The organism is Nocardia sp. NPDC003726 (assembly GCF_053586955.1).
The window spans coordinates 1-26,474 of record NZ_JBSFNF010000038.1 but is presented as its reverse complement, the minus strand read 5'-3'; the positions used below and the strand labels follow the sequence as shown (position 1 = coordinate 26,474).

The following is a 26,474-nucleotide window of genomic DNA, read 5'->3' as shown; positions in this document are numbered from 1 at the left end:
GCTTCAGTGCGGGTCGCGATAGCGTTTGCTGTCGGCGTGCCAGGCGCGGTTGCCTCCCATCCAGGCCCATAGGCCGGCGAGGAAGCGGCGTAGTTCGGGCGAGCCCGTGGCGGCCAGGGGAGCCGCTTCCCGTTCGAACCGGTGCACGAGCTCGTCGTGCACCTCGGCGGTGCGCAGCACGGCCTCGCGGCGCGAGCAGCGCTCCTCGGCGGCGAGGACGGTCGGCAGATTGAACTCCCTTCCGTTGGAAAGGTCCTCGCGCGCCATCGAGTACAGGTCGTTCACCATCTGGCTGGCCAGCGCCGCCGTGGTGACCACACGGCGCACCGCGGGGTCGGTGTACTCGGCGGCCCCCAGCTCGTAGCCGCCCACCACATCGGTCGGCGCCATGCACGGCAGGAAGCTGTGCGGTTGCCGGTTGGTGAGGTACTCCCATACCGGCGGCATCCGTCCCGCCGCGCGCCAGCCCGCCTCCGCCCCCAGCGCGATGAACCAGCCCGCGATCTCGGTGCGCAGCCGGGCCAGTTGCGCCGGACGCGCGTAGCGTGCCAGGTGCTCGAAGGAGGTGCGAAACGCGCGCAGGATCGGATCGGCTTCCAGGGCCGCCTCGAGTTGGGCGACGTAGCGCGCGGGAAGGTGGACCGGATCCATGGCGGCGGCCGCCAATTCGAGCCGGGGACCCAGCTCCGCTTCGGCGCTGGAGGGGGTGCCGTCGGGAGCCCGGTCGTCGGCATCCTCCTCGCAGTAGTAGTCGTCCACGGACCATTCCGAGACCGCGCACTTCGCCGCCGCCAGCAGCAGATCGGCATCGTCGCAGTCCGGGTGGGCGAGCATGATCAACCGGCCGAAATCGGCGTCGCGCAACTCGTCCAGCCTGCCCTCGTACAACCCGATGTCCCTGGCCCAGTCGACGATGCCGGTATTGACGGCCTCGGCGAGGGCCGGATCGTCACGCACCGGCGGCGGGCAATACAGCGGCGGAATCGGATCCTGCCCATCGCGGCCCGCCGCGGCGGTGTCGTATCCGGTGGCCCCCCGGGGCACCCGCGCGGGACCTGGGGCGCCCGAGCCGATTCTCGAGTGCGCCGTGCGCGGTGGCGCCGCGAGACCGCGTATTCCGAGCAATGCCGATGCCGTGCCGAGCCCGGTGGGCCCGGAGGGAATGCAGGGTGCCTCGGGCAGCGATGTTCGTCCCGTCATCGGGGACGACTCGGGTGCGTTGGCTGGTGCCGTTGCCTCGAGGGCGGTCTGCGGAGTGCTGGTGCGGACAGCGGCGGAGGAGGCCGCCGCCCCCGTGGCAGGGCCCGCGCCGGAACGGGGGAGCAACAGCGCGGCGGCGCCCAAGCCGGATGGCCCGAGCAGCGTGCGCGGAGCGGCACCCGCCTGTCCCGCTATGGGCGAAACGTCCCGCGCTTCAGTAATTTCCGTCGACAACAGGTCGGCCGGAGCGGTCGTCCGGGTATTGGTGAGAAGCGCGACGACGGTGGCGGCCACCTCATCGGTGGCGTGCGCCGCCGCGGCGCGGGAGAGCACCGACATGCCCATCACCCCGGTCAGTCGGCTTGCCGGGCGACCGAGACGTTGTCGAGCACGCCGAGGGCGTCGGGCACCAGCACGGCCGCCGAGTAATAGCAGCTGATCAGGTAGGAGATGATCGACTGGTCATCGATGCCCTTGAAACGCACGTTGAGGCTCGGCTCGTATTCGTCCGGGATCCCGGTCTGATGCAGGCCGATCACACCCTGGTCCTTCTCCCCGGTGCGCATGGCCAGGATAGAAGTGGTCTGGGTGTCGCTGATCGGGATCTTGCCGCACGGGAGAATCGGAACCCCGCGCCATGCCGGAACACGATGTCCGTCCATTTCGACCGGGTCCGGATAAAGCCCGCGCTTGGTGCATTCGCGTCCGAACGCGGCGATCGCCTTCGGATGCGCCAGGAAGAACTTCGTGCTGCGGCGCATGCTGAGCAGTTCGTCGAAGTCGTCCGGGGTGGGCGCGCCGGACTCGGAGTAGATGCGCTGTTTGAGATCGCAGTTGTGCAGCAAGCCGAAGTCGGGATTGTTGACCAGGTCGTATTCGCGGCGCTCGTAGAGCGCTTCGATGGTCAGGCGCAGCTGCTGCTCGACCTGATTCATCGGGTCGTTGAACAGGTCGGCGACCCGGGTGTGCACCCGCAGCACGCTCTGCGCCAGGCTGAGTTCGTATTGGCGCGGCGCAGCGTCGTAGTCGACGAACGTGCCTTCCAGCAGGGGCTCTCCCGCATGGCCCGAGGCGATCGTGATATCCGCTTCGCCTTTGTTGTTCTGCGGACGAGTGGGCGCGGAAGCCACGCGCGAGAGTTGCTCGCGCAACGCGGGAGTCCGGTCGATGAATTCGGTCAGCGTTCGGCGGGGAAGGGCCAACACGGTCGTTCGCGTGACCGTCTTGATGGTGACCGGCCAGATCGCCGACGGCTCGGTCAGTAACGTGTCGCCGAAGAAGTCGCCGCCGCCGAGGATGCCGAGCTTGGTCTGCTCGCCGTACTCACCGGAACCGATTTTGCTCAATTTGCCGTGCACGATGAGCAGAACCTGATCCATCGGATTGCCGAATTCCGCTACCACAATGCCGGGTTCGAGATCGCGCTGTTCGAATCGGTCCGCGAGGGCGCGCAGCACCTCTTCGTCGTCGAAGCCGCGCAGTGCCGGAAGCTCCTGCAACTCCAAGGGAATGACGCGTGCGGTGGAACCGTCGACGACGAATTCCACTTCGCCGTTGCCCACGGTGTGGGTCAGGCGGCGGTTCACCCGGTACACACCGCCGTTGACCTGTGTCCACGGCAGGGCGCGAGTGAGCCATCGCGAGCTGATGCCCTGCATCTGCGGTTCGGATTTGGTGGTGTGCGCGAGCAGGCCCGCCGTGCTGGTGCTCAAGCTCTTGCGCACGTTGTTTTCCGTTTGGACTGGCATTTCAATGGTCATGCGTTGTCCTCACCTCGAGACGGCCACCGAGACGTGGTGACGGGTTTGGGGCAGGGGAATGCAGGGTCGTCGATAGTTCAGAGTCGCCGGGTGTTCACATCAAAACAGCAGCGGGCGTGCCCGCGGGGAGCTCATCGAACGAATTTGCCTACGCGCCACGGCGTTCCAGACGAGATCGATGGTAGACGCCGAAAGCGGCTGTGCGCAGAAAAATTTCGAAGATCGTTCCGCCGCCCGCCGGATGGTCACGACACGCGGTCGATTCCGGTAACGGCGGGTTGCGCGATCCGGACGAGTCCGAATGCGTTCTGATAGCGGAGAATTAGCTATCTGGTAGCCGTGTGTCGTGTCCGGCGGTGACGCGGACGCGGTGGATCGGTAACCGGGAGCGAACGTGGCCGACCGCGCATCCGGCCGGGCGATATCCGTACCCGGTGTGCTCGCCGGATGGAAGACTGCCCCGGCGGGCGCGTGCGTGCTGCCGGGACCCGGTCGCGATCTTTCGACCGCTGGGCGCCGGCCTCCCGCCGCGGCGTGACAGCCGGTCGGCGGGCACGCCGATGGCGCTGAACTACCTGCGCCTGCGGCCGGGCCGCTGCCATGGGTGCCCGGAGTCGATACGTGACCGCCGGAGAGCCGACCGCGGCAACCTGGCATGGGACGTGTCACAGCGGACACATAATGGACAGGTGGTGTGGGAAGCTCGTCTGAACACGTCGCGGTATGTGATGCGGGTCACGTTCTAGGGTAGGCCAGGAGCGATGGTGAAGTTGAATGCGAAGGTTGTGGTGGGCTCGGTACAGCGATTGATGGCGACCGCGCAGAACGGCCTGGAGGTCATCCGCTTCGGCGGGCTGACTCCCGACGTCGCGTCCTCGCCGTTCGAGGTCGTGGAACGCAGGCGCATGTACCGGCTGCGGCATTACTTCCCCGACGACACGACCCCGGGCCGCCCGGTGGCCGTGCTGGTGCCGCCGCTCATGGTGAACGCCGACATCTGGGATGTGAACGCCGAGGAGGGCGCCGTCGGCATCCTGCACCGCGGCGGCGTCGACTGCTGGGTGGTCGACTTCGGCTCGCCCGCCAGCGAGGAGGGCGGCTGGCAGCGCGACCTCGCCGACCACGTGCTGGCGGTCAACAGCGCGATCGACACCGTCAACGAGGCCACCGGCAGCGGCGTGCACCTGATGGGCTACTCCCAAGGCGGCATGTTCGCCTACCAGACCGCCGCCTACCGGGACGGCAAGGGCGTGGACAGCATCGTGACCTTCGGCAGCCCGGTCGACATCGTCGCGGGCATGCCGTTCGGGTTGCCCTACGGCATGGTCTCCGACGTCGCCGACTTCCTGGCCGATCACGTGGTCACCCGGCTGCCGATCACCGACTCCATGGTGCGTATCGGCTTCCAGCTGCTCGATCCGGTGAAGACGGCCAAGTCGAGGATCGATTTCCTCCGCCAGCTGCACGACCGCGAGGCGCTGCTGCCGAAGGAGCGCCAGCGCCGCTTCCTCAACAGCGAAGGCTGGGTCGGCTACGCGGGCCCGGCGGCGGCGGATCTGCTCAAGCAGTTCGTCGCGCACAACCGGCTGATGCTCGGCGGCTTCGTCATCCGTGATCACCCGATCTCGCTGGCCGAACTGAAGTGCCCGATCCTGGCGTTCGTCGGCGAGGTCGACGACATCGGACAGCCCGCCGCGGTGCGTGGCATCGTGCGGGCCGCGCCGAACGCGGAGGTCTACGAGGCGACGCTGGTCGCCGGCCACTTCGGCCTGGTGGCCGGAAGCATGGCCAGCAAGCACACCTGGCCGCTGGTGCGGCAGTGGGTGGAATGGATGGACGGCGACAAGCCCCTGCCGCCGGAGATCGTGCCGATGACCGAGCACGTGCCCAGCAATCGCCCCCGCTCGGCTGCCACCCGGGTGGTGCACACCGCCGCGACGCTGGCCGAGGCGGGCACCGGGGTCGGCAAGGCCCTGGAAGGCATCGCGAACAACACGGTGCGCGGATCGATCGAACTGGCGGGCGAGGCGGCGCGGGCGCTGCCGAGGCTGACCCGCCTCGGCATGATCCAGCCGCACACCCGGATCTCGCTCGGCCGGTTGCTGGCCGAGCAGGCGCGGCGCGCGCCGCAGCGGGACCTGTTCCTGTTCGACGATCGCGTGCACACCAACGCGGCGGTCAACGAGCGCATCGACAACGTGGTGCGCGGCCTCATCTCGGTGGGCGTGCGCCCTGCCATGCGGGTCGGCGTGGTGATGGAGACCAGGCCAAGCGCGCTGGCCTCGGTCGCGGCGCTGTCCCGGCTCGGCGCGGTGGCGGTGCTGCTGGCCCCCAACAGCGAACTGCGCCGCGCGATCGAGCTCACCGGCGTGGAGACCCTGATCTGCGATCCGGAGAATCTGCGCCAGGCCGTCGCGACCGGCGCCAGGGTGCTGGTGCTCGGCGGCGGTACCACGCGCGAACTGTCGCTGCCGACATCCGACCGCCTGATCGACCTGGAGCAGATCGACCCGGCGCGGGTGCGGGTGCCTGCCTGGTACCGGCCCGACCCCGGCCTGGCCCGTGAGCTGGCCTTCGTGCTCGTCACCGGCACCGGCGAGCGGCTGGAGACGAAGTACATCACCAACCACCGCTGGGCGCTGTCGGCGTTCGGCACCGCGACCACGGCCGATCTCAATCGCAGGGACACGGTGTACTGCCTGGCGCCGCTGCACCATTCGTCCGGGCTGCTGGTCAGTCTCGGCGGTGCGGTCGCGGGCGGAAGCCGGGTCGCGCTGGCCCGCTCGCTGGACCCGGAGCGCTTCGCCGGGGAGGTGCACCGCTACGGCGTCACCGTGGTCACCTACACCTGGACCATGCTGCGCGACATCCTCGACGCGGAGGTGTTCCCGGACGGCCACAGCCACCCGATCCGCTTGTTCATCGGCTCCGGCATGCCCGCCGGGCTGTGGCGGCGCACCGTGGAGCAATTCGAACCCGCCCGGGTGCTCGAGTTCTACGCCTCGATCGAGGGCGATGTGGTGCTGGCCAACGTGGCCGGGGTGAAGCGCGGATGCAAGGGCAGGCCGGTTCCCGGCACCGCGAAGGTGGAACTGGTCGCCTACGATCCGCTCACCCAGCGCATCCTGGTAGACGGATCCGGCTTCGCCCGCCGGTGCGCGGACAACGAGGTGGGCCTGCTGATCGGCAGGGCGTCCGACGGCGTCGACATCTCCGCGGGCGGACTGCGCGGGGTGTTCACGGCGGGCGACTCCTGGATGCCGACGGAGAATCTGTTCCGCCGCGACGGCGACGGCGACTACTGGCTGATGGACCGCACGGACACGGTGATCCATACCCGGCGCGGACCGGTCTTCGGCCAGCCGATCGTCGACGTGCTCAACGACATCACCGCCGTGGACATGGAGGTCACCTACGGCCTCAACGTCGACTCCCACTGCATCGCGGTGGCCGCGGTGAGCGTGCGCGAAGGCTTCCGTCTCGACCCCGAGGACGTCACCGAGGCGTTGCGGGTGCTCGACCCCGACCAGCGACCCGACCTGGTCTACGTGGTGGACGACATCCCGCGCAGCCCGTCGTATCGTCCGTCCGCCCGCGCGGTGCAGGCGGCGGGCAGGCCGGAGCCGGGACCGGACACCTGGTGGTACAACCGGGCCTCGGACGCCTACGAGATCCTCACCGAGGACCAGGCGCCCACGCTGCTGGGCGGCTGACGCGATACATGTTGCCGAAGAGCCGGATTCACCGACCGATGGCATAGTGAGTGCCTGTGGGAACGAGCCTCATTTACCGCAGCGGGACCGTCTACGAGGTCCTGATGCGCGGGTTGTACGGCAAGCACTACACGGCTCGGTATCGCGCTATCGCCGAACTCGTCCCGCAGGGGGCGAGCGTGGTCGACCTGTGCTGCGGCCCCGCGACGCTCTACACCCGCTACCTGCGCCACAAGTCGGTCGACTACACCGGGCTCGATCTCAACGAGCGCTTCGTGGCGCGGGTGAACGAGGCGGGCGGGCGGGGCAAAGTGTGGAACCTGCGTTCCGGTGACGCGTTGCCCACGGCCGACTACGTCATCATGCAGGCCAGCCTCTACCACTTCCTGCCCGAGCCGCGCCCGCTGCTCGACCGGATGCTCGCGGCCGCCACCGAGCGGGTGATCGTCGCCGAACCGGTCCGCAACTTGGCGACCAGCGACAACCCGTTCCTCGCCACCATCGGCAAACGGTTCACCGACGCGGGCGACGGCGAGCAGGCGCACCGCTTCACCGAGCGGACGCTCGACGAGTTCTTCACCGCCTACCGACCGCGCGTGGCCGAGGAGACCCTCATCGCGGGCGGGCGGGAGAAGCTCTACGTGCTCACCGCGTGAGGCCGTGAACCGGCGTCGCGGGCCGGTTCACACGGTGAACGCGGTGACCGCGTCCACGACGCGGGCCACCTGCGCGTCGGTGAGATCCGGCCAGAGCGGCAGGCGCAGCACGGTCGCGGAGAACTCCGCGCTGCGGACGCAGGCGCGCGGCGTGCGGCCCAGCTTGAATCCGGCGGGGCTGGAATCCAGCGGGATGTAATGGAACGGCGCGGAGATCCCTCGCGCGGCGAGGTGGGCGATCAGGTCGTCGCGGCGGCGCTCGTTCGGGGTCCGCAGGTAGTACAGGTGCGCGGTGTGCTCGCGATCGGCGGGCACGGACATCAGGCGCACGTCGTTGCGCGCGGCCCAATCCGGCAGCGCGGCGGCGTAGGCGTCCCACACCCGGTGGCGTCCGGCCTGGATGGTGTCGAACTCGTCCAGTTGCGCGTCGAGCACGGCCGCGTTCAGCTCGCTGGGCAAGTAGCTGGAGCCGATGTCCTGCCAGGAGTACTTGTCCACGGCGCCGCGCAGGAACCGGGCCCGGTCGGTGCCCTTCTCCCGGATGATCTCGGCGCGCGCCATCAGGATCTCGTCGGTGAGCAGCAGCGCGCCGCCCTCGCCGCAGTGCACGTTCTTGGTGTCGTGGAAGCTGAGCGTGCCCATCGTGCCGATGGTCCCGAGCTTGCGGCCGCGCCAGGCGCCGCCGAGCCCGTGCGCGTTGTCCTCGACGACGGCGAAACCGTGGGTGTTCGCCAGGTCGAGCAGTCCGGCCATGTCGGCGGCGACGCCACCGTAGTGGATGACCACCACGGCCTTCGTCCGCTCGGTGACCACGGCGGCCACCGATTCCGGGTCCAGATTGCCGGTGGCCGGATCGATGTCGGCGAACACGCAGGTGGCGCCGCGCAGCGCCATCGAGGTGGCGGTGGAGGTGAAGGCGAAACTGGGCACGATCACTTCGTCGTCCGGGCCCAGTTCCAGCAGCAGGCCCGCCATCTCCAGCGCGGACGTGCACGAGGTGGTGAGCAGGGCGTGCGGCGCGCCCGTGATCGCCTTCAGCTTCGCGGTGGCCGACGCGGTGAACTGCCCGTCACCGTGGCTGTGGTCGGAGGCGAGCACGGCCTCCAGATTCGCAAGTTCCCGGCGCGCCCGGTACGGACGGCTGAAGATGACGCGGTCAGTGCTCAACCCGGTCGGTCCCCCTGCTGGCGGTGGTCGCGGTCAGTTCCGAAGCTTCCGCCGGACGCGGCGTCGGCGTCTCGACGGTGAGATAGAGGGGTTTGCCCACCAAGATGTGCAGGGCCACGCCCAGATACTCGGCGATGAGCCCGAGTGAGAACAGGATGGCGCCGGAGCACAGCAGCAGCACCACGATGGTGGATGCCCAGCCTTCCGGCGCCCAGCCGTCGGTGGTCAGCGCCTCGAACACCACCACGGCGGCCATCACGCCGCCGGCCAGCGCCAAGGTGACGCCGAGCAGGCTGACCAGCCGCAGCCCGCGGGTTCCGCTGCACAGCACCATCTTCCAGAACAGCGAGAACAGCCTGCGGTAGTTGTAGCCGGATTCCTCCCTGCCCTCGGCGCGCAGCACCACCGGCGCCTGCGCGACGGCGCCGACCACCCAGGTCAGCGCGACGTCGAGGTAGACGCCGTTGGACGCGACCTCGGCCAGTTGCCTGCCGATGTCCCCGCGGATCAGCCGGTAGCTTTCGAACCGGGTGGAATCCGGGAACGCGAACAGCGTCGCGAGCACCAGCTTGGCTCCGCGCGAGGTCAGATTGCGCAGGAATCCGTGCGGCCTGGTGTTGCTCGGCTTGGAGTAGACCAGATCGGCGCGCTGCGCCAGCGCCGTGTCCAGGAACGTGCTGATGAAGCGGGGATCGTGCTGGCCGTCCTCGTCCATGGTGACGATCCAGTCACCGGCGGCGGCCGACATCCCCGCGATCGTCGCGGCATCCTGGCCGAAGTTGCGGCTGAGCCAGACGGTGCGCACGGTGGGATAGGTCTGTTGCAGTTCCTGCAGTACCACGTCGGAGCGGTCCGGGCCGTGGTCGTGCACCAGGATGATCTCGGAGACGGTGAACGTGGTGCCGCCCGGGGTCTCGGTGGCGCGGGTGAGCTCGTGCAGCTCGGCGACCAGACCGGCGATCGTGTCCTCGCCGCGGTACACCGGCACGACCACCGACACCGTGTGCGGCCGGTCCACGCCGGGCCGTGCCGGGTCACCGTTCGTCGCCGGGGCGCCGGAACGGAGTGTGCGGGCGGGGGTGATCGGCATCAGCTGGATCGACTTTCGATGACGGTGCGTGCCGGTACTCGTGGCAGAACTGCGGAGCCCGAACCGGTGTGGACTCTAGCACGGTGGGCGCGGCGGCCACCGGAGCAGCTGATCATGCCCTCATCTTGGCGGCGTCCGCGACCGATGCCAAGCCGGGAGCCGCCCTGTAGGGTTTGGAACTCGTGACGGACAGTGCAGTGCTCGACTCGCCGCCGGATGCCTATTCGCGGCGAGATGTCTACCGGTGGGGGGTCATCACCGCGCTCGGAGTGGTCGCGGGTTACCTCGCTGTCCTGCTCGCCAACGCCAGGCATTTCTTCACCGACGACACCGAGTCCCAGTACACCTCGCTGTGGGTCGGCTTGGGCCGTGCGCTGCGCGCGGGCGATTTCCCGGTCATGGTCCCCGAGCACTGGATGGCCGGCAACAACACCATGGACGACGCGGGCCTGTTCAACCCGCCGCAGCTGCTGATCGATCTGATCGCGCCCTCGGTGGACAACGTCGCGTTGTACGCCACCGTCGTGAAGCTGATCTTCTCGATCATCGCCGCGCTCGGCGTGTACCGGATCTGCCTCGTCTACGGCGGGCGGCCGGCGTGGTCGGCGGTTGCGGGTGTCGCGCTGCCGCTGTCGGGCTTCTTCCTGTTCTTCGACGAAGCCAGCTGGATGACCGCGCTCACCGGCACGGCGTGGATGGTGCACGCCTGGGCGGCCTCGGTGCGCTACACGCGAGGTCTCGGCGGGCCCGTTCCGGTCTTCGTCTACCTGTATCTGACGATTTCGACGCAGTACATCTTCCCCGCGGTCGAAGCGGTGCTGATGCTGCTGGCCGTGGCCGTAGGCGAGCTGGTGTACCAGCGCAAATGGCAGCCGGTGCTGCGGCTGGCGCTCGCGGCGGGCTGCGCCGGGCTCGCGGGCCTGCTGACCTTCCTGCCCTCGATGCTGTCGGCGAAGGTGACCTGGCGCGGCACCGCGCAGATCAACAACGACCAGTTCCTCACGGTGCCGTGGTCGGAGTCGCTCAACGCCAGCCTGCCCAGCTCGCTGCCCGCCTTCACCTCGTGGTGGGGCTACGTGCAGCCGCTACCGGTCACCTATATCGCCTGGTTCCTGATCCCCGCCCTGGCGTTCGTCGACTGGCGGCGGGCCAAGGAAGCATGGCGGGAGCTGAGCGCGATCGCGATCTTCGCGATCATGATGCTGATGTGGACCGCGGGTCCCGGTTCCGTCGGACCGCTGCGCTGGCCCGCACGCGTGCTGCCGATGCTGGCCATCGGCCTGCTCGTGCTGGTGTGCGTGCTGCTGGGCCGTTACGGAACGTTCCGCGATCCGAAGAACCGCGGCATCGCGGCGGGCGTGCTGATCCTGCTGCTGTGGGTGCGTTCGTTCTCCGCCGACCCGCACGACGCGATCTGGCACGTGATCGCGGCGCTGGCGCTGGCGGCGCTGGTTGCGGCGGCGGTGTGGCTCGGGCGCACCAAGGGCACCGCGGCGGCGTGCGCCTTGACCATCGTCGCGATGTTCCCGATCGCCTATTTCCAGGTCGACGCCGCGCAACCCACGCCGATGTCGTGGAACCTGCCGGTGAAGCGTTCGGTGGCGAAGGACGCGTTCCCCGACTTCGCGGGAAACACCATCCAGCTGGGCGACCGCGGACTGCTGCAACCGCAGGACAAGAGCATCGAGGCCGCCTACGGCTCGCTCGTCTTCGGCAACTACGCCCGTGGACTGGAACTGAACTACGTCAACGGCTACACCCCCAGCGGCCACTTCTACTTCGGTGAGCTGCTGTGCATGCGCTGGGACGGCAGCGTCTGCCCGGACGCCTACCGCCGCATGTTCGCGCCGGAGCCGACCACCGGACGGCCGCTGGTCGACCTGATGAACCTCGACCGCGTCGTGCTGCAGCGGGCGCTGTTCCCGGACGCGCCCGGCCAGCCCGCGCCCGAGGGCTGGCAGTGGGTCGACTACCCGGGCCACGAGCGCTACATCGCCGTGCTGGAACGCGTGGGCGGGCCGATCTCGACCACGAACGGCCGCGTGACGGCGACCAAGAACGTGAGCGCGACCTCGATCTCCGAGACCGACACCACCAGCAGGGTGCGCGTCTCCTCGGCCGAGGGCGGCAAGGTGGTGTTCGCGCGGCTGGGCTGGCCGGGATATCGGGTCACACTGAACGGCAAGTCGCTTCCGATCACCACGGTCGCCAAGTCCTTCATCACCGTCGATGTTCCCGCGGGCGCCCAGAACGCCGAGCTGGTGCTGACCTGGCGTCCGCCGGGCTGGAAGATCGGCATCGCCACGGCGGTGGCGGGGGTGCTCGGCATCTGCGTCCTGCAATGGCTGTACGTCCGTTCCCGGCGCCGCGATGAGCCGCAGGACAGCGCCGACCCCGCGCCCACCGAGCCGGATCGCGAACTGGCGGACGCCGTTTCGTGAAGACGAACACCCCTCCGGTGGCCATGGGTCCCGACGCGGTGGGCGACGGTCCCGCGGCGGGACTGCTGATGCGAGTGGTCCGGCGGCAGGAGGTCGCCTTCGCGCTGGTCGGCGCGTGCAACACCCTGCTCGGCATCGGGCTGACCGTGGCGTGGCTCGCGGTGCTCGGTGACGCGTGGCCGCCCGCCGTCGCGGTCGTGCTGGCCTACGCCGTCGGCATCGTCGTCGCTTTCGTCCTGCACCGGACGCTCGTGTTCCGGGTTCGCGGCCGGGTGCTGCGCGACTTCGCCGCCTTCGTCGTGGTGAATTCCGGTGGCTTGCTGATGAATACGGTGCTGCTGTCGCTGGCGGTCTCGGTGCTTGGCCTGCCGCGGATTCCCTCGGCCGTCGTGGTGATGGGCCTGGTCGCGGTCGCGAGTTTCTTCGGCCATCGCTACATCTCGTTCCGCCGTAACCCGCAGGCGCCGACCGAGAACGCGGCCGGATGACCCGTTCCGGACGTCATCGGCGGCACTGGCTTGCCGGAGCCGCATCGCGGTGACGGTAGGGTCTGGGACTCGTGGCCGAACGTAGCACTCATCCTTCGCGCGAAGTCCGCACATGGGGCGTCATCACGGCGCTCGGGGTGATCGCGGGTTACGGTGCGGTGCTACTCGCCAACGCCCGGCATTTCTACACCGACGACACCGAATCGCAGTACGCCCCGCTGTGGGTGATGCTCGGCCGGCACCTGCGCGAGGGACGATTGCCCGCGATGATCCCCGAGCATTGGATGGCGGGCAACTACACCATCGAAGAGGCCGGGCTGCTCAATCCGCCGCAACTGCTGATCGATTTGATCGCGCCTTCGGTCGACAACCTCGCGCTGTACGCCAGCGTGGTGAAACTGATCTTCGCGATCGTCCTCGCGCTCGGTGTGTACCGGATCTGCCTGGCCTACCGGGCGAGAGCGCCGTGGGCGGCGGTGGCGGGCGCGGCGATTCCGTTCACCGGATGGCTGCTGTTCTTCGACGAGTCCAGTTGGATGACCGCGTTCACCGGCACCGCCTGGCTGGCCCATGCCTGGGCGTCCGGGGTGCGCTATGCCCGCGGGCGTAGCGGGCCGATCCCGACCTTCGTGTTCCTGTATCTGGCCATCTCGGTGCAGTACATCTTCCCCGCGGTGGAGGCCGGTCTGATGGTGGGCGCCGTCGCCATCGGCGAACTGGTGTACCAGAAGGCGTGGCGGCCGTCGGCGCGCCTGCTCATCGTCGCCGCCGCCGCGGCGCTGGCCGGACTGGCGACCTACCTGCCGAGCATGCTGTCGGCGAAGGTGACCTGGCGCGGCACCGCGCAGATCAACAACGACCAGTTCCTCACGGTGCCGTGGTCGGAGTCGCTCAACGCCAGCCTGCCCAGCACGCTGCCCGCGTTCAGTTCCTGGTGGGGTTACGTGCAGCCGATGCCGGTGGTCTACATCGCCTGGTTCCTGGTTCCGGCGCTGGCCTTCGTCGACTGGCGCAAGGCGCTCGGCGCGGCGCGTGAGCTCGTCGCGCCCGCGCTGTTCGCGGTGATGGCACTGATGTGGACGGCCGGTCCCGGCGCGGTCGGACCGTTGCGCTGGCCCGCGCGGGTGCTGCCGATGGTCGCGCTCGGCCTGCTGGTGCTGGTGTGCGTGCTGCTCGGACGTTTCGCCACCGTCGAGGACTGGCGGCGGCGCGGCATCGCCGCCACGGTGCTGATCGGTCTGCTGTGGGTGCGCACGTTCTCCGCCGCGCCGCACGAAGTGATCCCGCACATCGTCGCGGCGCTCGGCGTGGCCGCGCTCGGCGCCGCCGCGGTGTGGCTCGGGCGCCGCCGCGGTGCGGTCGCCGCGTGCGCGTTGATCGTCGTCTCCGTCTTCCCCATCGCCTACCTCCAGGTGTGGGGTGCGCAACCGACCCCGATGGGCTGGAATCTGCCGGAGAATCGGTCGGAGATGAAGGCCGCGTTCCCCGTTTTCCCCGGCACCACACTGCAACTCGGCGACCGGATGCTCATCCCGCCGCAGGAGCGGAATCTGCCCGGCGCGTACGGATCGCTGGTCTTCGGCAACTACGCCAAGAATCTGGAGCTGACCTACGTCAGCGGATACACCCCCAACGGGCACTACTGGTTCGGCGAGACGTTGTGCATGCGCTGGGACACCAGCGTCTGTCCCGATGCCTACCGGCGCGCGTTCGCCACCGAGCCGACCACCGGCCGCACCATCGTCGACCTGATGAAGGTCGATCGGGTGGTGCTGCATCGCGCCTTGTATCCGGACGCGCGCGACCAGCCCGCGCCGCCCGGCTGGCGATGGGTCGACTACCCCGGGCACGAGAAGTACATCTCGGTGCTGGAGCGCACCGACGGGCTGATCTCGGTGCGGGACGGCCGGATCGCGGCCACGCAGGGGGCGACGGCCACGTCGGTCGGTGAGTCGGACACGACCAGCCGGGTGCGGGTCAGTTCGCCGGAGGGCGGGCGAATCGTCTTCGCGCGGCTGGGCTGGCCCGGTTACCGGGTGACGCTGGACGGGCGCGAACTTCCTTCCACGCTGGTGGCCAAAACATTTGTCGCCGTGGATGTCCCGGCCGGCAGCTCGGGTGAGCTCGTGGTGTCGTGGCAGCCGCCGGGCTGGCGGATCGGCGTCGCGGCGGCTCTGCTCGGCCTGCTCGTCGTCGGGCTGTCGCAGTGGGCGTACCTGCGGGGCGGGCGGCGGCCGGACGCGGCGGCCGGAGCCGGGTCGTCCCCGCCCGACGCGGGCGTGCCCGCGGAAACCGACCTGGCCGACGCCGCCCGATGAGCGCGGGTGCGGCGGACGGCGTCGGCGCACCGGAATCGGATGCGCGGCGTTTCGATGCCGCGGGCGCGACGACGGGCCCGGGAGCCGGCGTGACGCCCGCCGCCGACCCCGGCCCGCTGCTGCGCCTGGTGCGTCGCCAGGAGATCGCCTTCGCCGTCGTCGGCATGGTGAACACGGGACTCGGCATGGCGCTGACGGTGCTGTGGCTGGCGGTGCTCGGCGACCGGGCGCCCGCCGCGCTCGCGCCCGCCCTGGCCTACTCGGTGAGCGTGGTCGTGGCGTTCGTCCTGCACCGGACCCTGGTGTTCCGGGTCCGGGGGCGCGCGGCGCGGGATTTCGTCGCGTTCGTCGCGGTGAACTCCGGCGGACTGGTGCTGAACATGGTGCTGCTGCAACTGGGCGTCTCGGTGCTGCATCTGCCGAGCATCCCGTCGGCGGTCGGGGTGATGGCGCTGGTGGCGGGGGCCAGCTTCTTCGGCCATCGCCACATCTCGTTCCGCCGGACATCCGCTGCCGGTGCGGACGGTTCTCGCTCCGGCCCGGCCGGAAGGTAGGTTCCTGGTATGCCTGAGCACACCACCCTGGACGCCACACTGCTGAGTCTGCTGGCCTGCCCGCAGGACAAGGGCCCGCTGCGGCTGGTTCGCGCCGCCGACGGCAGCGAGTCGCTCTACAACCCGCGCCTGCGCCGGGCATACCCGATCGAAAACGGCATCCCGGTGCTGCTCGTCGACGAAGCCAGGGACGTCACCGACGCCGAGCACGAAGCGTTCATCGCCCAGGGCGACGCCTGACCCTGTCCGCACCGACATTCCCTTCCGCTCACGACTCGCCCGCCGTGCGGCAACGGATGCGTCACGGTCGTTTTGCGTCCATTGACCGTTCTGAGCCGGGTCCGCCATGATCATTTGCACTTCGAGACGGTCAACTCGCTCCAGTCAAGGGGCGTTGCGGCCGACCTGATCAGCGCACCGGTGGCGTATGAGAGAGAGGTCGGGAACGTCATGAGCGATTCGCGTTTACGGAACTGGACGGCTCGATGCGCGATCGCCTGCGCGGTGGCTGCGGCGGGATTCGCCGCGGCGCCGGCGCAGGCCGAGCCACTGTGGCCGGGCGGCCCGGATATCCCCGGTATGCCAGCGCTTATTCCACCCCCGCCGCCCGCGCCGGTCGTGGCGCCGTGTTCGACAGCGGCCCGTGCGTGCATGCGGTTGTCGACGAATGAAGCCTGGCTGATGGACGGGGGCAAGGTGGTCTACGGCCCGACGCCGATTTCGCACGGGATGCCGGGATACGAGACGCCGCCGGGAGTCTTCCACGTCTCGTTCAAGAAGGAGTTCCACTGGAGCACCATGCACAACGCTCCCATGGAGTACGCGACCTTCTTCAACGGTGACATCGCCTTCCATGTGGGCCCGATCGAGAAGCAGTCGCACGGCTGCGTCCGGATGACCTACGAGGGGGCCAAGGCGTTCTACGAGTACTTGTGGCCGGGTGACGTCGTCGAAGTCGTGGAGTGACGGCCCCGGTGTCCGGCGGTGATCGTCGCGGTCACCCGGACGCCGGGCCCGGCCCGATGTCTCCGGTCAGATAGCGCTGCAGCGTCGGGCCCACCGCGGCGACCAGATCATCCGCGGGCATCGAGGCAAGCGGTTCCACTCCGACGATCTTGCGGCCCACCAGCACGCCGATCATCTGCGAGGCGACCAGACCGATCCGGACGCGTCCGTCGTCCTCCGGAGTGGCGATCCGCTTGCGCACGCGTTCCAGCACGACTTCCAAGAGGAACGCCCTGGCCAGCGACAGATCGTGGCTGCCGGCCAGGATGCTGCGCACCATCGCGACCACGCCGGCACCCGCGGGAGAATCCCAGACGGCGACCACCGTGCGGAGAATGGTCTCGCCCAACCGGTCCAGCGGTGCGGCCTCGATGACGCGCAGGGTCGTCTCCGGGTCGACCGGCAGTTCCACCACCGCGGCGAAAAGCTGTTGTTTGGTGCCGAAATAGTGGTGCACCAGGGCCGGATCGACCCCGGCGTCGGTGGCCACGGCGCGCACCGAGGTCTTGTCGAACCCCGCGTCGGCGAATCGGGCGCGGGCGGCCGCGAGGATGGCCTCGCGGGCGCCCGACTGCCCCGGTCGGCGGCCGGTGCGAGCGGGTCGCTCGGTGCCGCCGGAGCCGTTGGCTGCCGTCATGCGGTCCGCCGTCGTAGCGTGGCCGCGCCCAGGCACAGGGCGACGATCGCGAACCCGGCCACGATGGCCAGATCGCGCCACATCGCGCCGGTGACCTCGGGATGCGTCGAAACCTGTTGCAGCGCGTCGACCGCGTAGCTCAACGGCATCACGTTGCTGATCACCTCCAGCCAATCCGGCAGCTGGCCGCGGGGAACGAGCAAGCCGCACAAGAAGATCTGCGGGGCGACCACGACCGGCATGAACTGTACGGCCTGGAATTCGGTGCGGGCGAACGCGCTGGCCAGCAGACCGAGTGCCACTCCGCACACCGCGTCCACCACCGCGATCAGCACCACCCACGCCGGGCTGCCCGCCGACCCGAGCCCGAGCAAACCGAAGGAGACCAGGCAGGCGACGGTCGCCTGCGCGGCGGCGGCCAGCGAGAACGCGGTGCCGTATCCGGCGAGCAGATCGAGTTTCGTCAGCGGCGTCGACAGCAGCCGCTCCAGCGTGCCCGAGGTGCGTTCGCGCTGCATGGCGATCGCCGTGATCAGGAACATCACGATGAACGGCAGGATGCCGAGCATGCTGATGCCGACGCGGTCGAACAGCGAGACGGGGTCGAGCGGGTTGGTCGGAGTGTCCTTGTAGATGAAATACAGCAGCGCCATCAGCAGGGCGGGCACCACCAGGATCATGGCGACGGTGCGGTGGTCGTTGCGCAGCTGCCGCAGGATGCGGCCGGTCGTCGCGGCGTAGGGGCGCAGTGTCGGCGTCCGCCGGGGTACGGCTCGGGATACGGCGGTCATGCGTTCTGTCCCATCGTGATGAGGGTGAGGAAGGCGGTCTCCAGGTTCTGCTCACCGGTCCGCGTGCGCAGTTCGTCGGGACTGAGCTGGGCGAGCAGCTGCCCCTCGCGCATCAGCAGCAGCCGGTCGCAGTGCTCGGCCTCGTCCATGACGTGGCTGGACACCAGCAGCGTCGTCCCGTTCGCGGCCAGTTCGTGGAACTGCTTCCACAGCTCGACGCGCAGTACGGGATCCAGGCCGACCGTCGGCTCGTCCAGCACCAGTAGGCGGGGCTGGGCGACCAGCGCGCAGGCGAGCGAGGCCCGCGTCTTCTGGCCTCCGGACAGCTCGTCGCCGCGCTGGCGGGCGTGGTCGGCCAAGCCGACCGCCGTGATCGCGTCGTCCACGTCGGCCCGGTCGCGGCCGTAGAGCGCGGCGAAGTACGCGACGTTCTCCCGGACGCTGATGTCGTTGTAGATGCTCGGCGCCTGCGTGACGTACCCGATGAGGTGGCGCAGCGCGGGCGAGCCCGCCGGGTGGCCGAGCGCGGTGACCTCACCTGATTCGACGATCTGCGTGCCGACGATGCTGCGCATCAGCGTCGTCTTGCCGCACCCGGACGGACCCAGCAGCCCGGTGATCGTGCCGCGCGGGATGGTCAACGAGACGTCGTGCAGGACTTCGCGGCCGCCGCGGTGCACCCGCAGGTCTCTGACCTCGACGGCGGGGGAGGGGATGGCTTGCGACACGGTCGCCTCAATTCATCGAGTGTTGAATTCACTATGTGATGAATTTAGCGCGGGCGCGCGGCGCCGGCAAGAGCGCCGGGCGACATCAGTGACCGTGGTGTTTCGGCGGCGTCCCTGCCGTCCGGCCCGGTTCCACGACGACGAACTGGCCCATCATTCCGAGGTCTTCGTGCCAGAGCAGGTGGCAGTGGAACATGTACGGCGCGTCCGGATCGGCCGGTCCGTCGAAGCGCATGGCCAGCCTTGCCGTGCTGCCGGGCGGCAGGAAGACGGTGTCCTTCGGGCCGTCCGAAGCCGCGGGCGCGGGGGCGTCGTCCACCGCGAGCACCCGGAATCGCACGTCGTGGACGTGGAAGTTGTGCGGCATGCCGTCGTTGTTGCGTACCACCCAGGTCTCGGCGGTGCCGCGGGTGACCGCGAAATCGATCCGGTCCATGGCCATCGGCGTGCCGTTGATCCCGGCGAGGTTCAGATCGAAATGCCGTTCCCGCACCGAGTCGCCGCCGTCCGGGGTGGTGGGAGGGGCCAGTACCGCGGGAAGTTCCGGCGCAGGCCGCAAGGTCTCGGCCGCGCGCAGTTCGAGAATGTCGAAGGTGTCGTCGCCGCCGGAGAAGCGCTGGGTCCAGAAATCGAGCCCGGCGTCGAGTTTCCCGCCGCGCAGTACGGCGCGCTCGCCCGGCCGCATCCGCACCACGATCTCGGCCCGCTCGCCCGGCGACAGCCGCAGTCGGTCCACGGTGCTGGGCCGCTCCGTCAGGCCGCCGTCGGTGGCGACGAGTGAGAACGGCCGTCCGTCGGCGAAGACGAAGGTGTAGATCCGTGCGGTCGAGGCGTTGAGCAGGCGCAACCGGACCAGTTCGTCGCCGACGTCGCGGTACGGCGCGAGCGTGCCGTTGACCATCGTCCGGTCGCCGAGGAATCCGACATCGCGGAACATCGCGTGCGTCGAGCCGAACGCCGCGCCGTCGAACCGCACGTCTTGGACGATCAGCGGCAGGTCGTTGACGCCGTAGTCGGAGGGCAGGGACGCGGCGGCGGACACCTCGTCGTCGAGCAGGAACATCCCTGCCAGCCCCCGGCGTACGTGAGCTTCGGTCGCGCCGTGCGGATGGGGGTGATACCAGAGCGTCGCGGCCGGTTGATCGATGGTCCATCGGGGCGTCCACGCCGCGCCGGGCGCCACCATCTGGTGCGGGCCGCCATCCATCTCGGCGGGCAGATGCATGCCGTGCCAGTGCACCGTGGAGGCCTCGGGCAACGCGTTGCGCACGGTGACCGCCACTTTCTCCCCGCGTCGCGCCCGCAGGGTCGGCCCGAGGTAATCGCCGTTGAAACCCCACGTCTGCGTAGCCCGGCCGGGACGGAATTCCCTCTGACCTGTCCGCATTTCGAGTTCGAACGTCCGTGTGCCGTCGGCGCTCAGCCGTGACGGCGCCAGCGGAGGAATGGCGAGTTCGTTCCGGAATTCCGTTTTCCCGGCGGTGGACACCTCCGCCCGGGCGTAGACCCACGCGACGCCACCGACGACGAGAACCGGCAATGCCGCGACGCAGACCAGAACGATGAGCAACCACCGCCGCTTGCGCGGCCGGAAATCCGAAGACATGGACCGACGGTAGAAATTGTAAGCGTGCCAACACATCCGGGACCGTCCCTATTTCGTCCCCGGTCCGGCCCTGATCTGCGTGGCACGGATATTCAGGGCGCCGGGCTGACGCGCCGCCCATCTCGTGTGACCCAGAACACATATTGTGGTGTCACGTTCGAGCACGGTCACTTGTCCCATGGTCGTCACCATCCGCCATTCCTGCCCCGGTGACCCGACCTTTGGAGCACTGCCATGAACACCGAACATCGGATCGTCGTCCTGGGCGGCGGCTACACCGGCATGCTCGCCGCCGTGCGGCTGGCCCGGCGCACCCGTGCGCTCGACGTCCGGATCACGCTGGTCAACCCCTCGCCCCGCTTCACAGAGCGGCTGCGCATGCACCAGGTGGCCGCCGGTCAGGAGCTCGCCGACCACCGGATTCCCGCGCTGCTGGAGGGCACCGGTATCACCTTCGTCCAGGGCTGGGCCACGGCCATCGATCCGCGGAATCAAGAGGTGACCGTCGACGATACGACGCGCCTGCCCTATGACGAATTGATCTACGCCCTGGGCAGCGCCGCCGACACGAGCATCGTGCCCGGCGCCGCCGACCACGCGTTGACCCTCGACAACCCCGCCACCGCGCACCGGTTCGCCGAGCGCCTCGCCGAGGTGGCGGCGCGTGGCGGCGACATCGCGGTCTGCGGCGGCGGCCTGACCGGCATCGAGGCGGCGGCGGAGATCGCCGAGAGCCATCCCGGCGCGCGCGTCACCCTGATCAGCACCGGCGAGCCAGGGGCCATGATGGGGCCGAAAGCCCGCGCCTATCTGCACCGGGCGCTCGACCGCCTCGGCGTCACTCGCGAGACCGGCCGGGCCGTGGTCAAGGTGCTGCCCGACGCGGTCGAACTGGCCGGCGGCGAACTCGTGCACACCGACCTGACGCTGTGGACGGCGGGCGTTCGCGTGTCGCCGCTGGCCGCCAGGGCCGGCATCGAGACCGACGCGCACGGGCTGATCGTGGTCGACCCGACCCTGAGGTCGGTGTCGCACCCGGCCGTGCACGCCGTCGGCGACGCCGCCGCGGTCCGCCAAGCCTGGGGGCAGATCCACGGCACCTGCCAGAGCGGGATGCCGACCGCCGCCTACACCGCGGATCTCATCGCGCGGCAACTGCGCGGCAAGCGCGTGCGCCCGTTCCGTTTCGGGTACTTCCACCAGCCGGTCAGCCTCGGTCGCAAGGACGCGGTCATCCAGTTCACCAAGGCAGACGACAGCCCGCGCCGCGGCTACCTGACCGGCCGCGCCGCGGTCTTCTACAAGGAAACCGTCAGCAGCAGCCCGATTCCGGTCTTCGCGCTGAGCAAGCGGATGACGGTGTCGGTCACCCTGTCGAAGGGTGGCCGCGCCACCAGGAGAATTCAGCCATGACCGACCGCGCAACCGGGCAGGACCCGTTTCTCCAGCATCGGCGTCTGCTGTTCGCCACCGCGTACCGGATGCTGGGCACCGTCACCGACGCCGAAGACGTCCTGCAGGACGCCTGGCTGAAGTGGAACGACACCGACCGGTCGACGGTGCGGCAGCCGAAGTCCTACCTCGTGCGCACGGTCACCAACCTGTCGCTCAACCGGCTCACCTCGGCCAGGGCCACCCGCGAGAACTACGTGGGGCCCTGGCTGCCCGAGCCGTTGCTCACCTCACCCGACATCGCCGAGGAGACCGACTTGGCCGACACCGTCTCCACCGCGATGCTGGTGGTGCTCGAAACGCTCAGTCCCGTCGAACGCGCGGTTTTCCTGCTGCGCGAGGTCTTCGGCTATACGCACGCCGAGATCGCCGAGACCCTGGACCGGCCGGAACCGGCGATCCGGCAGATCGCCCACCGCGCCAAACGTCACGTGCACTCGCGCAGGCCGCGTTTCGACACCGACAAGGCGCAGCGCGACCACATCACCGCCCGATTCATGGCCGCGTGCTCCGGCGGCGATCTCAACGCGCTGATGGACCTGCTCGCTCCGGACGTCACATCGTGGTCGGACGGCGGCGGCGTGGTGACCGCGGCGCGCCGCCCGCTGTACGGACCCGATCACGTGGCCCGCTGGATTCTCGGCGTGCTGGCCAAGCCGATCGTCGCCGGGTTCGTATTCGAATCCGCCTGCATCAACGGTGAACTCGGCGCGCTGGTATCCATCGGCGGCACCCCGGTGGCCGCGTTCACCTACGACATCGCCGACGGACGAATCCAGAATCTGCGGTTCCAGGTCAACCCGGACAAGCTGAAGGGCCTGTCCATGGGCACCGACGCGCTCGGATGACGCCCTGCCGTTCTAGGCTCCAGCCGTGACCAACCAGAGTGCCCTGTCCGCCGATGGCGGGCAGGTGCGGGCTTCGACGCTCGAGCTGTTCTTCGATCTCGTCTTCGTTCTCACCATCACCCAGCTGTCGCATGTCTACACGCACCATCCCGGCTGGCCCGCGCTCGCGCAGGTGGCGCTGCTGTTCGGGGTGATCTGGTGGATGTACTCCGGCTACGTGTGGCTCACCAACGAGGTCGCGCCGAACAGCTCCGCCCGCCGGACCTGGCTGCTGGTAGGCATGTTCGCCTTCTTCGTCCTCGCGTTGGCGATCCCCGACGCCTTCCACGGCACCGGTATCGCCTTCGGGTTCGGGTACGTCCTGGTCACCGCTGTGCACACCGCGCTGTTCGCCTCGGCGGGCGGCGCATCGGCGGCGATCGCGATCCGGCGGATCGGTCCGCTCAACGCCTTGGCCGCCGCGCTCGTGCTCGCGGGCGGCTTCGTGCACGACTGGGCGCAATACGCCTGCTGGGCAGCCGCGTTCGCGGTGCAGGTGATCAGTCCCTACCTGGTCGATACGGGGGACTTCGTGGTGCGAGCCAGTCATTTCTGCGAGCGGCACGGGCTGGTCGTGATCGTCGCGATCGGCGAATCCATCGTCGCGATCGGCGCCGGGCTCGCCGGCGAGCGGATCACGCCGGGATTGATCGCCACCGTCGGCCTCGGCCTCTGCCTGGCCTATGTGCTGTGGTGGGCGTACTTCGGCGTCGACGACGAGCGCGGTGAGCACGCGCTGGCCGCGGTGCCGGACCGGGAACGGTCCCGGCCTGCCGTGCTGGCCTACGGCTACGCCCTGTATCCGCTGCTGGTCGGAGTCATCGTGGCGGCGGCCGGGATCCAGATGAGCATCGCCCGCGGCGGCGAAGCGAGTCCGGTCGCCGTGGCCGCCGCGCTCTCCGGCGGCGTCACGCTGTATTTCCTCGGCCAGTTCTTCTTCCGCCTGGCCCTGCGGCTGCCGCGACCCCGAGCGCGCCTGCTCGCTGCGCTCGCCGTGGCCGCCACCACTCCGATCGGCGTCTACTGGGTCGCTTGGGCGCAATTGGCCGCGATCGTGGTCGTCGGCTACGCCGCGGTGATCGCCGACGACTTGCTCACACTGCGGTCCGGCGAGCACAGCGCGTATTTCTGAATGCGCCACGGCCGGTGGTCCGATCGGCCTGGCCGGCGATTTCCGCCGGTCGTCGCGGGTTTCGGCAGGCGCGTGAGCATCGGCGAGCGCCTCACCTGCCACTCCGCCACGTCGTCGGCTGCGATCGCTCGCGCGGACGGTACGGCCGCCGGGCAACTGGGTGAACCCGGCCGTCGTCATCCCCGTCGAGGACAATGGCGGCTGTGTGTGCCCAGTCTGTCGAGGAACTCGCCATCGAACCCCCCGCCGCCGCCCGCCGTCTGCTCGGGGCGACCTTGTGGTCCGGCCCGGTCGGTGTACGCATCGTCGAAGTCGAGGCCTATGGGGGAGATCCGGCCGGACCGTGGCCCGATCCTGCGTCGCATTCCGGTCGCGGCCGCACCAAGCGCAACGACGTGATGTTCGGCCCGGCCGGTGTGCTGTACGTCTACCTGAGCTACGGCATGCACACCTGCATCAACGTGACGAGCGGACCGGACGGCGTCGCGAGCGCCGCGCTGATCCGCTCCGGTGAGGTCGTCGCGGGACTGCAGACGGCACGTGAGCGGCGTCCCAGCGCTCGATCCGACCTCGACCTGGCCCGTGGGCCGGGCAATCTCGGCAGCGCGCTGGGAATCACCCTGAGCGACTACGGAACTCCGCTGCTCGATCCGTCGTCGCCGATCCGGCTGGAGCTGAACAGCCCCGTCGCCGACGCCGCGATCGCCACCGGCCCGAGGGTCGGCGTCAGCAGCGCGGCGGATGTGCCGTGGCGTTTCTGGCTGCCGGATTCCCGCGCGGTATCGGTGTACCGGCGCAGTCCGCGCGCTCCACTGCCCACGACGCGGTCGGCCTGACGGATCACCGAAAGGCCTTCGCCGCGGCGCCGTGGATTCGCGACCGACCACTCACCACGAAGCGCCGCGCGCCCGGACCGCGACGGCCTCCTCGCGATGCAGGTTTCGCCGGCCGACAACCAGGCCGTGCTTCGCCGGTGGTCGTTCACCGAACGACGCGAGACTCGGGCCGCGGTCCGAGTCGCGCACGATTCGGGGGGACACCTCGACCGGGTGAACCGAATTCGTTCGACGCGCACCGTCGCACGCCAGGACACCGAGGTGCACACGTGGGCCGGAACTCCGTGCGGAAAGATAGGACATCGTGAGCGGCGACATCATCGACGAACTGACCTGGCGCGGTCTGATCGCGCAGTCCACCGACCTGGATGCCTTGCGTGCGGCGGCGGCCGCCGGGCCGCTGACCCTGTATGCCGGCTTCGACCCCACCGCCGCCAGCCTGCACGCGGGCCACTTGGTGCCGTTGCTCGCGCTGAAGCGTTTCCAGCGTGCAGGACATCGCCCGATCGTGCTGGCCGGCGGCGCCACCGGACTGATCGGTGACCCGCGCGACGTCGGCGAGCGGACCATGAACTCCACCGACACCGTCGCGAACTGGGCCGAGCGGATCCGCTCCCAGCTGGAGCGCTTCGTCGACTTGAACGACTCGCCGACCGGAGCCGTCATCGTCGACAACATGGACTGGACCGGCCAGTTGACCGCCGTCGACTTCCTGCGCGACATCGGCAAGCACTTCTCGGTGAACGTGATGCTGGCGCGCGACACCATCAAACGGCGCCTGGACGGCGAAGGAATCTCCTACACCGAGTTCAGCTACATGCTCCTGCAGGCCAACGACTACCTGCAGCTGCGCCGCGACTACGGCTGCACGCTGCAGGTGGGCGGCTCCGACCAGTGGGGCAACATCATCGCGGGCGTCGAACTCAACCGCCGGGTGGACGGCGCGGCCGTGCACGCCTTGACCGTTCCCCTGGTGACCTCCGCGGACGGCAAGAAGTTCGGCAAGTCCACCGGCGGCGGCAGCCTGTGGCTCGATCCCGAGATGACCAGCCCTTACGCCTGGTACCAGTACTTCGTGAACACGGCCGACGCCGATGTGGTGCGCTACCTGCGCTGGTTCACCTTCCTGTCCCGTGAGGAACTCGACGAACTCGAGCGGGCGACCGCCGAGCGTCCGCACGCCAGGGAGGCGCAGCGCAGGCTGGCCGCGGAGATGACCACCTTGGTGCACGGCGAGGACCACACCCGCGCGGTGCAGCTGGCCAGCCAGGCCCTCTTCGGCCGGGGCGAACTGCGCGATCTCGACGAGGCGACGCTCGGCGCGGCCCTGCGCGAAGCCGCTGTCGACGGCGAAGTCGCGCAGATCGAGGCGGGCGAGCCGAACACCATCGTGGACCTGCTGGTCGCGACCGGGCTGTGCGAGAGCCGCGGCGCCGCGCGGCGTGCGGTGAACGAGGGCGGCGCCGCCGTCAACAACACGAAGGTCTCCGACATCGAATGGACCCCCGCCGAGACCGACTACCTGCACGGACGCTGGCTCGTGCTGCGGCGTGGCAAGAAGAACCTGGCGGGAGTACTGCGGGCAGGGGCATGACGATCGCGGTGGCTTGAATCACATCCGTGTGATTCAAGCCGCCGATCACACCGATCGCACGCCATCGACCTGCGGAAACGCCAAGTTGTCCAGGCGATTTGACGTAGCGTTTTCCGCCGCGTAACTTAGTCCAAGTCAGAGCGACACGGACACCAACCCGGAGCCGAAGCGAAGCGGAAACGCCGAGCGGGACCGGGAAACGAGGTAGGACGAGGAGCGCCTGTCAGCCCAGTATGACGCAGATCGACCGCGAGTCTTGACTTCGGTTGATTGCTTGGTTAGGCTGGGAAAGTTGCCTCACAGAAGGTCCGGTCGAGTCTGGCCCGGATGTGTGTGCGTGTGTTCTTTGAGAACTCAATAGTGTGTCGATGAATGTCAGTGCCAATTATTTTTGGTTTCGGCTCTTCATACCCCCGTGT

At 69.2% G+C, this 26,474-nt stretch carries 21 protein-coding genes; 13 read left to right on the top strand and 8 right to left on the bottom strand.

Going from position 1 to position 26,474, the window contains the following annotated elements:
- Nucleotides 1–3 precede the first annotated feature (3 nt).
- Nucleotides 4–1,539, bottom strand: a complete 1,536-nt coding sequence (locus ACWDMM_RS31405) for a family 2 encapsulin nanocompartment cargo protein terpene cyclase (RefSeq protein ID WP_449941015.1) — start codon at nucleotides 1,537–1,539, stop codon at nucleotides 4–6.
- 14 nt (nucleotides 1,540–1,553) lie between these two features.
- Entirely contained in the window at nucleotides 1,554–2,924 is a 1,371-nt protein-coding gene (locus tag ACWDMM_RS31400) for a family 2B encapsulin nanocompartment shell protein (RefSeq protein ID WP_357209196.1), read from the bottom strand.
- A 797-nt stretch (nucleotides 2,925–3,721) separates the two neighbouring features.
- Between ACWDMM_RS31400 and ACWDMM_RS31395 the strand changes: the two genes are divergently transcribed.
- Complete coding sequence (locus ACWDMM_RS31395) at nucleotides 3,722–6,673, top strand: acyl-CoA synthetase (protein ID WP_449941010.1); 2,952 nt, start codon at nucleotides 3,722–3,724, stop codon at nucleotides 6,671–6,673.
- 56 nt (nucleotides 6,674–6,729) lie between these two features.
- The gene (locus ACWDMM_RS31390; protein WP_195082819.1) at nucleotides 6,730–7,329 is read left to right on the top strand and encodes a class I SAM-dependent methyltransferase; all 600 of its coding nucleotides are present in this window, start codon (nucleotides 6,730–6,732) and stop codon (nucleotides 7,327–7,329) included.
- A gap of 27 nt (nucleotides 7,330–7,356) precedes the next feature.
- Here the strand turns inward: ACWDMM_RS31390 and rffA are convergent, their stop codons facing one another.
- Nucleotides 7,357–8,496, bottom strand: a complete 1,140-nt coding sequence (gene rffA, locus ACWDMM_RS31385) for a dTDP-4-amino-4,6-dideoxygalactose transaminase (protein ID WP_449941006.1) — start codon at nucleotides 8,494–8,496, stop codon at nucleotides 7,357–7,359.
- Complete coding sequence (locus ACWDMM_RS31380; RefSeq protein ID WP_449941003.1) at nucleotides 8,486–9,586, bottom strand: glycosyltransferase family 2 protein; 1,101 nt, start codon at nucleotides 9,584–9,586, stop codon at nucleotides 8,486–8,488. The genes rffA and ACWDMM_RS31380 overlap by 11 nt, the downstream gene beginning before the upstream one ends.
- A gap of 269 nt (nucleotides 9,587–9,855) precedes the next feature.
- Here ACWDMM_RS31380 and ACWDMM_RS31375 point away from each other — a divergent pair, with 269 nt between their 5' ends.
- The 6 genes from ACWDMM_RS31375 (at nucleotide 9,856) to ACWDMM_RS31350 (ending at nucleotide 16,353) form a co-directional block, all read left to right on the top strand.
- Entirely contained in the window at nucleotides 9,856–12,027 is a 2,172-nt protein-coding gene (locus ACWDMM_RS31375) for a hypothetical protein (protein WP_357111339.1), read from the top strand.
- A complete protein-coding gene (locus tag ACWDMM_RS31370) occupies nucleotides 12,024–12,515 on the top strand; it encodes a GtrA family protein (protein ID WP_397071309.1) in 492 nt (163 codons plus the stop codon). Before ACWDMM_RS31375 ends, ACWDMM_RS31370 begins: the two co-directional genes overlap by 4 nt.
- 71 nt (nucleotides 12,516–12,586) lie before the next feature.
- Complete coding sequence (locus ACWDMM_RS31365) at nucleotides 12,587–14,833, top strand: hypothetical protein (RefSeq protein WP_449940998.1); 2,247 nt, start codon at nucleotides 12,587–12,589, stop codon at nucleotides 14,831–14,833.
- Entirely contained in the window at nucleotides 14,830–15,387 is a 558-nt protein-coding gene (locus tag ACWDMM_RS31360) for a GtrA family protein (protein WP_357111254.1), read from the top strand. Before ACWDMM_RS31365 ends, ACWDMM_RS31360 begins: the two co-directional genes overlap by 4 nt.
- A gap of 9 nt (nucleotides 15,388–15,396) precedes the next feature.
- On the top strand, nucleotides 15,397–15,627 hold the full coding sequence (locus ACWDMM_RS31355) for a Trm112 family protein (RefSeq protein WP_357111251.1): 231 nt from the start codon (nucleotides 15,397–15,399) through the stop codon (nucleotides 15,625–15,627).
- 411 nt (nucleotides 15,628–16,038) lie between these two features.
- Nucleotides 16,039–16,353, top strand: coding sequence for a L,D-transpeptidase (locus ACWDMM_RS31350; protein WP_324722481.1), 315 nt, complete (start codon nucleotides 16,039–16,041; stop codon nucleotides 16,351–16,353).
- 31 nt (nucleotides 16,354–16,384) lie between these two features.
- Here the strand turns inward: ACWDMM_RS31350 and ACWDMM_RS31345 are convergent, their stop codons facing one another.
- The 4 genes from ACWDMM_RS31345 to ACWDMM_RS31330 all read right to left on the bottom strand — a co-directional run bounded on the left by ACWDMM_RS31345 (nucleotide 16,385) and on the right by ACWDMM_RS31330 (nucleotide 20,154).
- Nucleotides 16,385–17,029 carry a TetR/AcrR family transcriptional regulator gene (locus tag ACWDMM_RS31345; protein ID WP_449940995.1) on the bottom strand — a complete coding sequence of 215 codons (645 nt, stop codon included), beginning with the start codon at nucleotides 17,027–17,029 and terminating at the stop codon, nucleotides 16,385–16,387.
- Nucleotides 17,026–17,820 carry an ABC transporter permease gene (locus ACWDMM_RS31340; protein ID WP_449940993.1) on the bottom strand — a complete coding sequence of 265 codons (795 nt, stop codon included), beginning with the start codon at nucleotides 17,818–17,820 and terminating at the stop codon, nucleotides 17,026–17,028. The genes ACWDMM_RS31345 and ACWDMM_RS31340 overlap by 4 nt, the downstream gene beginning before the upstream one ends.
- Nucleotides 17,817–18,548 carry an ABC transporter ATP-binding protein gene (locus ACWDMM_RS31335; protein WP_449940990.1) on the bottom strand — a complete coding sequence of 244 codons (732 nt, stop codon included), beginning with the start codon at nucleotides 18,546–18,548 and terminating at the stop codon, nucleotides 17,817–17,819. Before ACWDMM_RS31335 ends, ACWDMM_RS31340 begins: the two co-directional genes overlap by 4 nt.
- Before the next feature lie 85 nt (nucleotides 18,549–18,633).
- Nucleotides 18,634–20,154 (bottom strand): multicopper oxidase family protein, encoded by a 1,521-nt coding sequence (locus tag ACWDMM_RS31330; RefSeq protein WP_449940988.1) that lies wholly within the window; start codon nucleotides 20,152–20,154, stop codon nucleotides 18,634–18,636.
- Nucleotides 20,155–20,388: 234 nt separating this feature from the next.
- On the opposite strand from ACWDMM_RS31330, the gene ACWDMM_RS31325 reads away from it, so the two are divergent.
- The 5 genes from ACWDMM_RS31325 to tyrS all read left to right on the top strand — a co-directional run bounded on the left by ACWDMM_RS31325 (nucleotide 20,389) and on the right by tyrS (nucleotide 26,055).
- A complete protein-coding gene (locus tag ACWDMM_RS31325) occupies nucleotides 20,389–21,567 on the top strand; it encodes an NAD(P)/FAD-dependent oxidoreductase (RefSeq protein WP_449940985.1) in 1,179 nt (392 codons plus the stop codon).
- Complete coding sequence (locus tag ACWDMM_RS31320; RefSeq protein ID WP_195082831.1) at nucleotides 21,564–22,454, top strand: RNA polymerase sigma-70 factor; 891 nt, start codon at nucleotides 21,564–21,566, stop codon at nucleotides 22,452–22,454. The genes ACWDMM_RS31325 and ACWDMM_RS31320 overlap by 4 nt, the downstream gene beginning before the upstream one ends.
- Before the next feature lie 25 nt (nucleotides 22,455–22,479).
- Entirely contained in the window at nucleotides 22,480–23,625 is a 1,146-nt protein-coding gene (locus ACWDMM_RS31315; RefSeq protein WP_195082832.1) for a low temperature requirement protein A, read from the top strand.
- 194 nt (nucleotides 23,626–23,819) lie between these two features.
- Complete coding sequence (locus ACWDMM_RS31310; RefSeq protein ID WP_195082833.1) at nucleotides 23,820–24,461, top strand: DNA-3-methyladenine glycosylase; 642 nt, start codon at nucleotides 23,820–23,822, stop codon at nucleotides 24,459–24,461.
- A 304-nt stretch (nucleotides 24,462–24,765) separates the two neighbouring features.
- Nucleotides 24,766–26,055, top strand: coding sequence for a tyrosine--tRNA ligase (gene tyrS, locus ACWDMM_RS31305; protein WP_449940981.1), 1,290 nt, complete (start codon nucleotides 24,766–24,768; stop codon nucleotides 26,053–26,055).
- Nucleotides 26,056–26,474 lie beyond the last annotated feature (419 nt).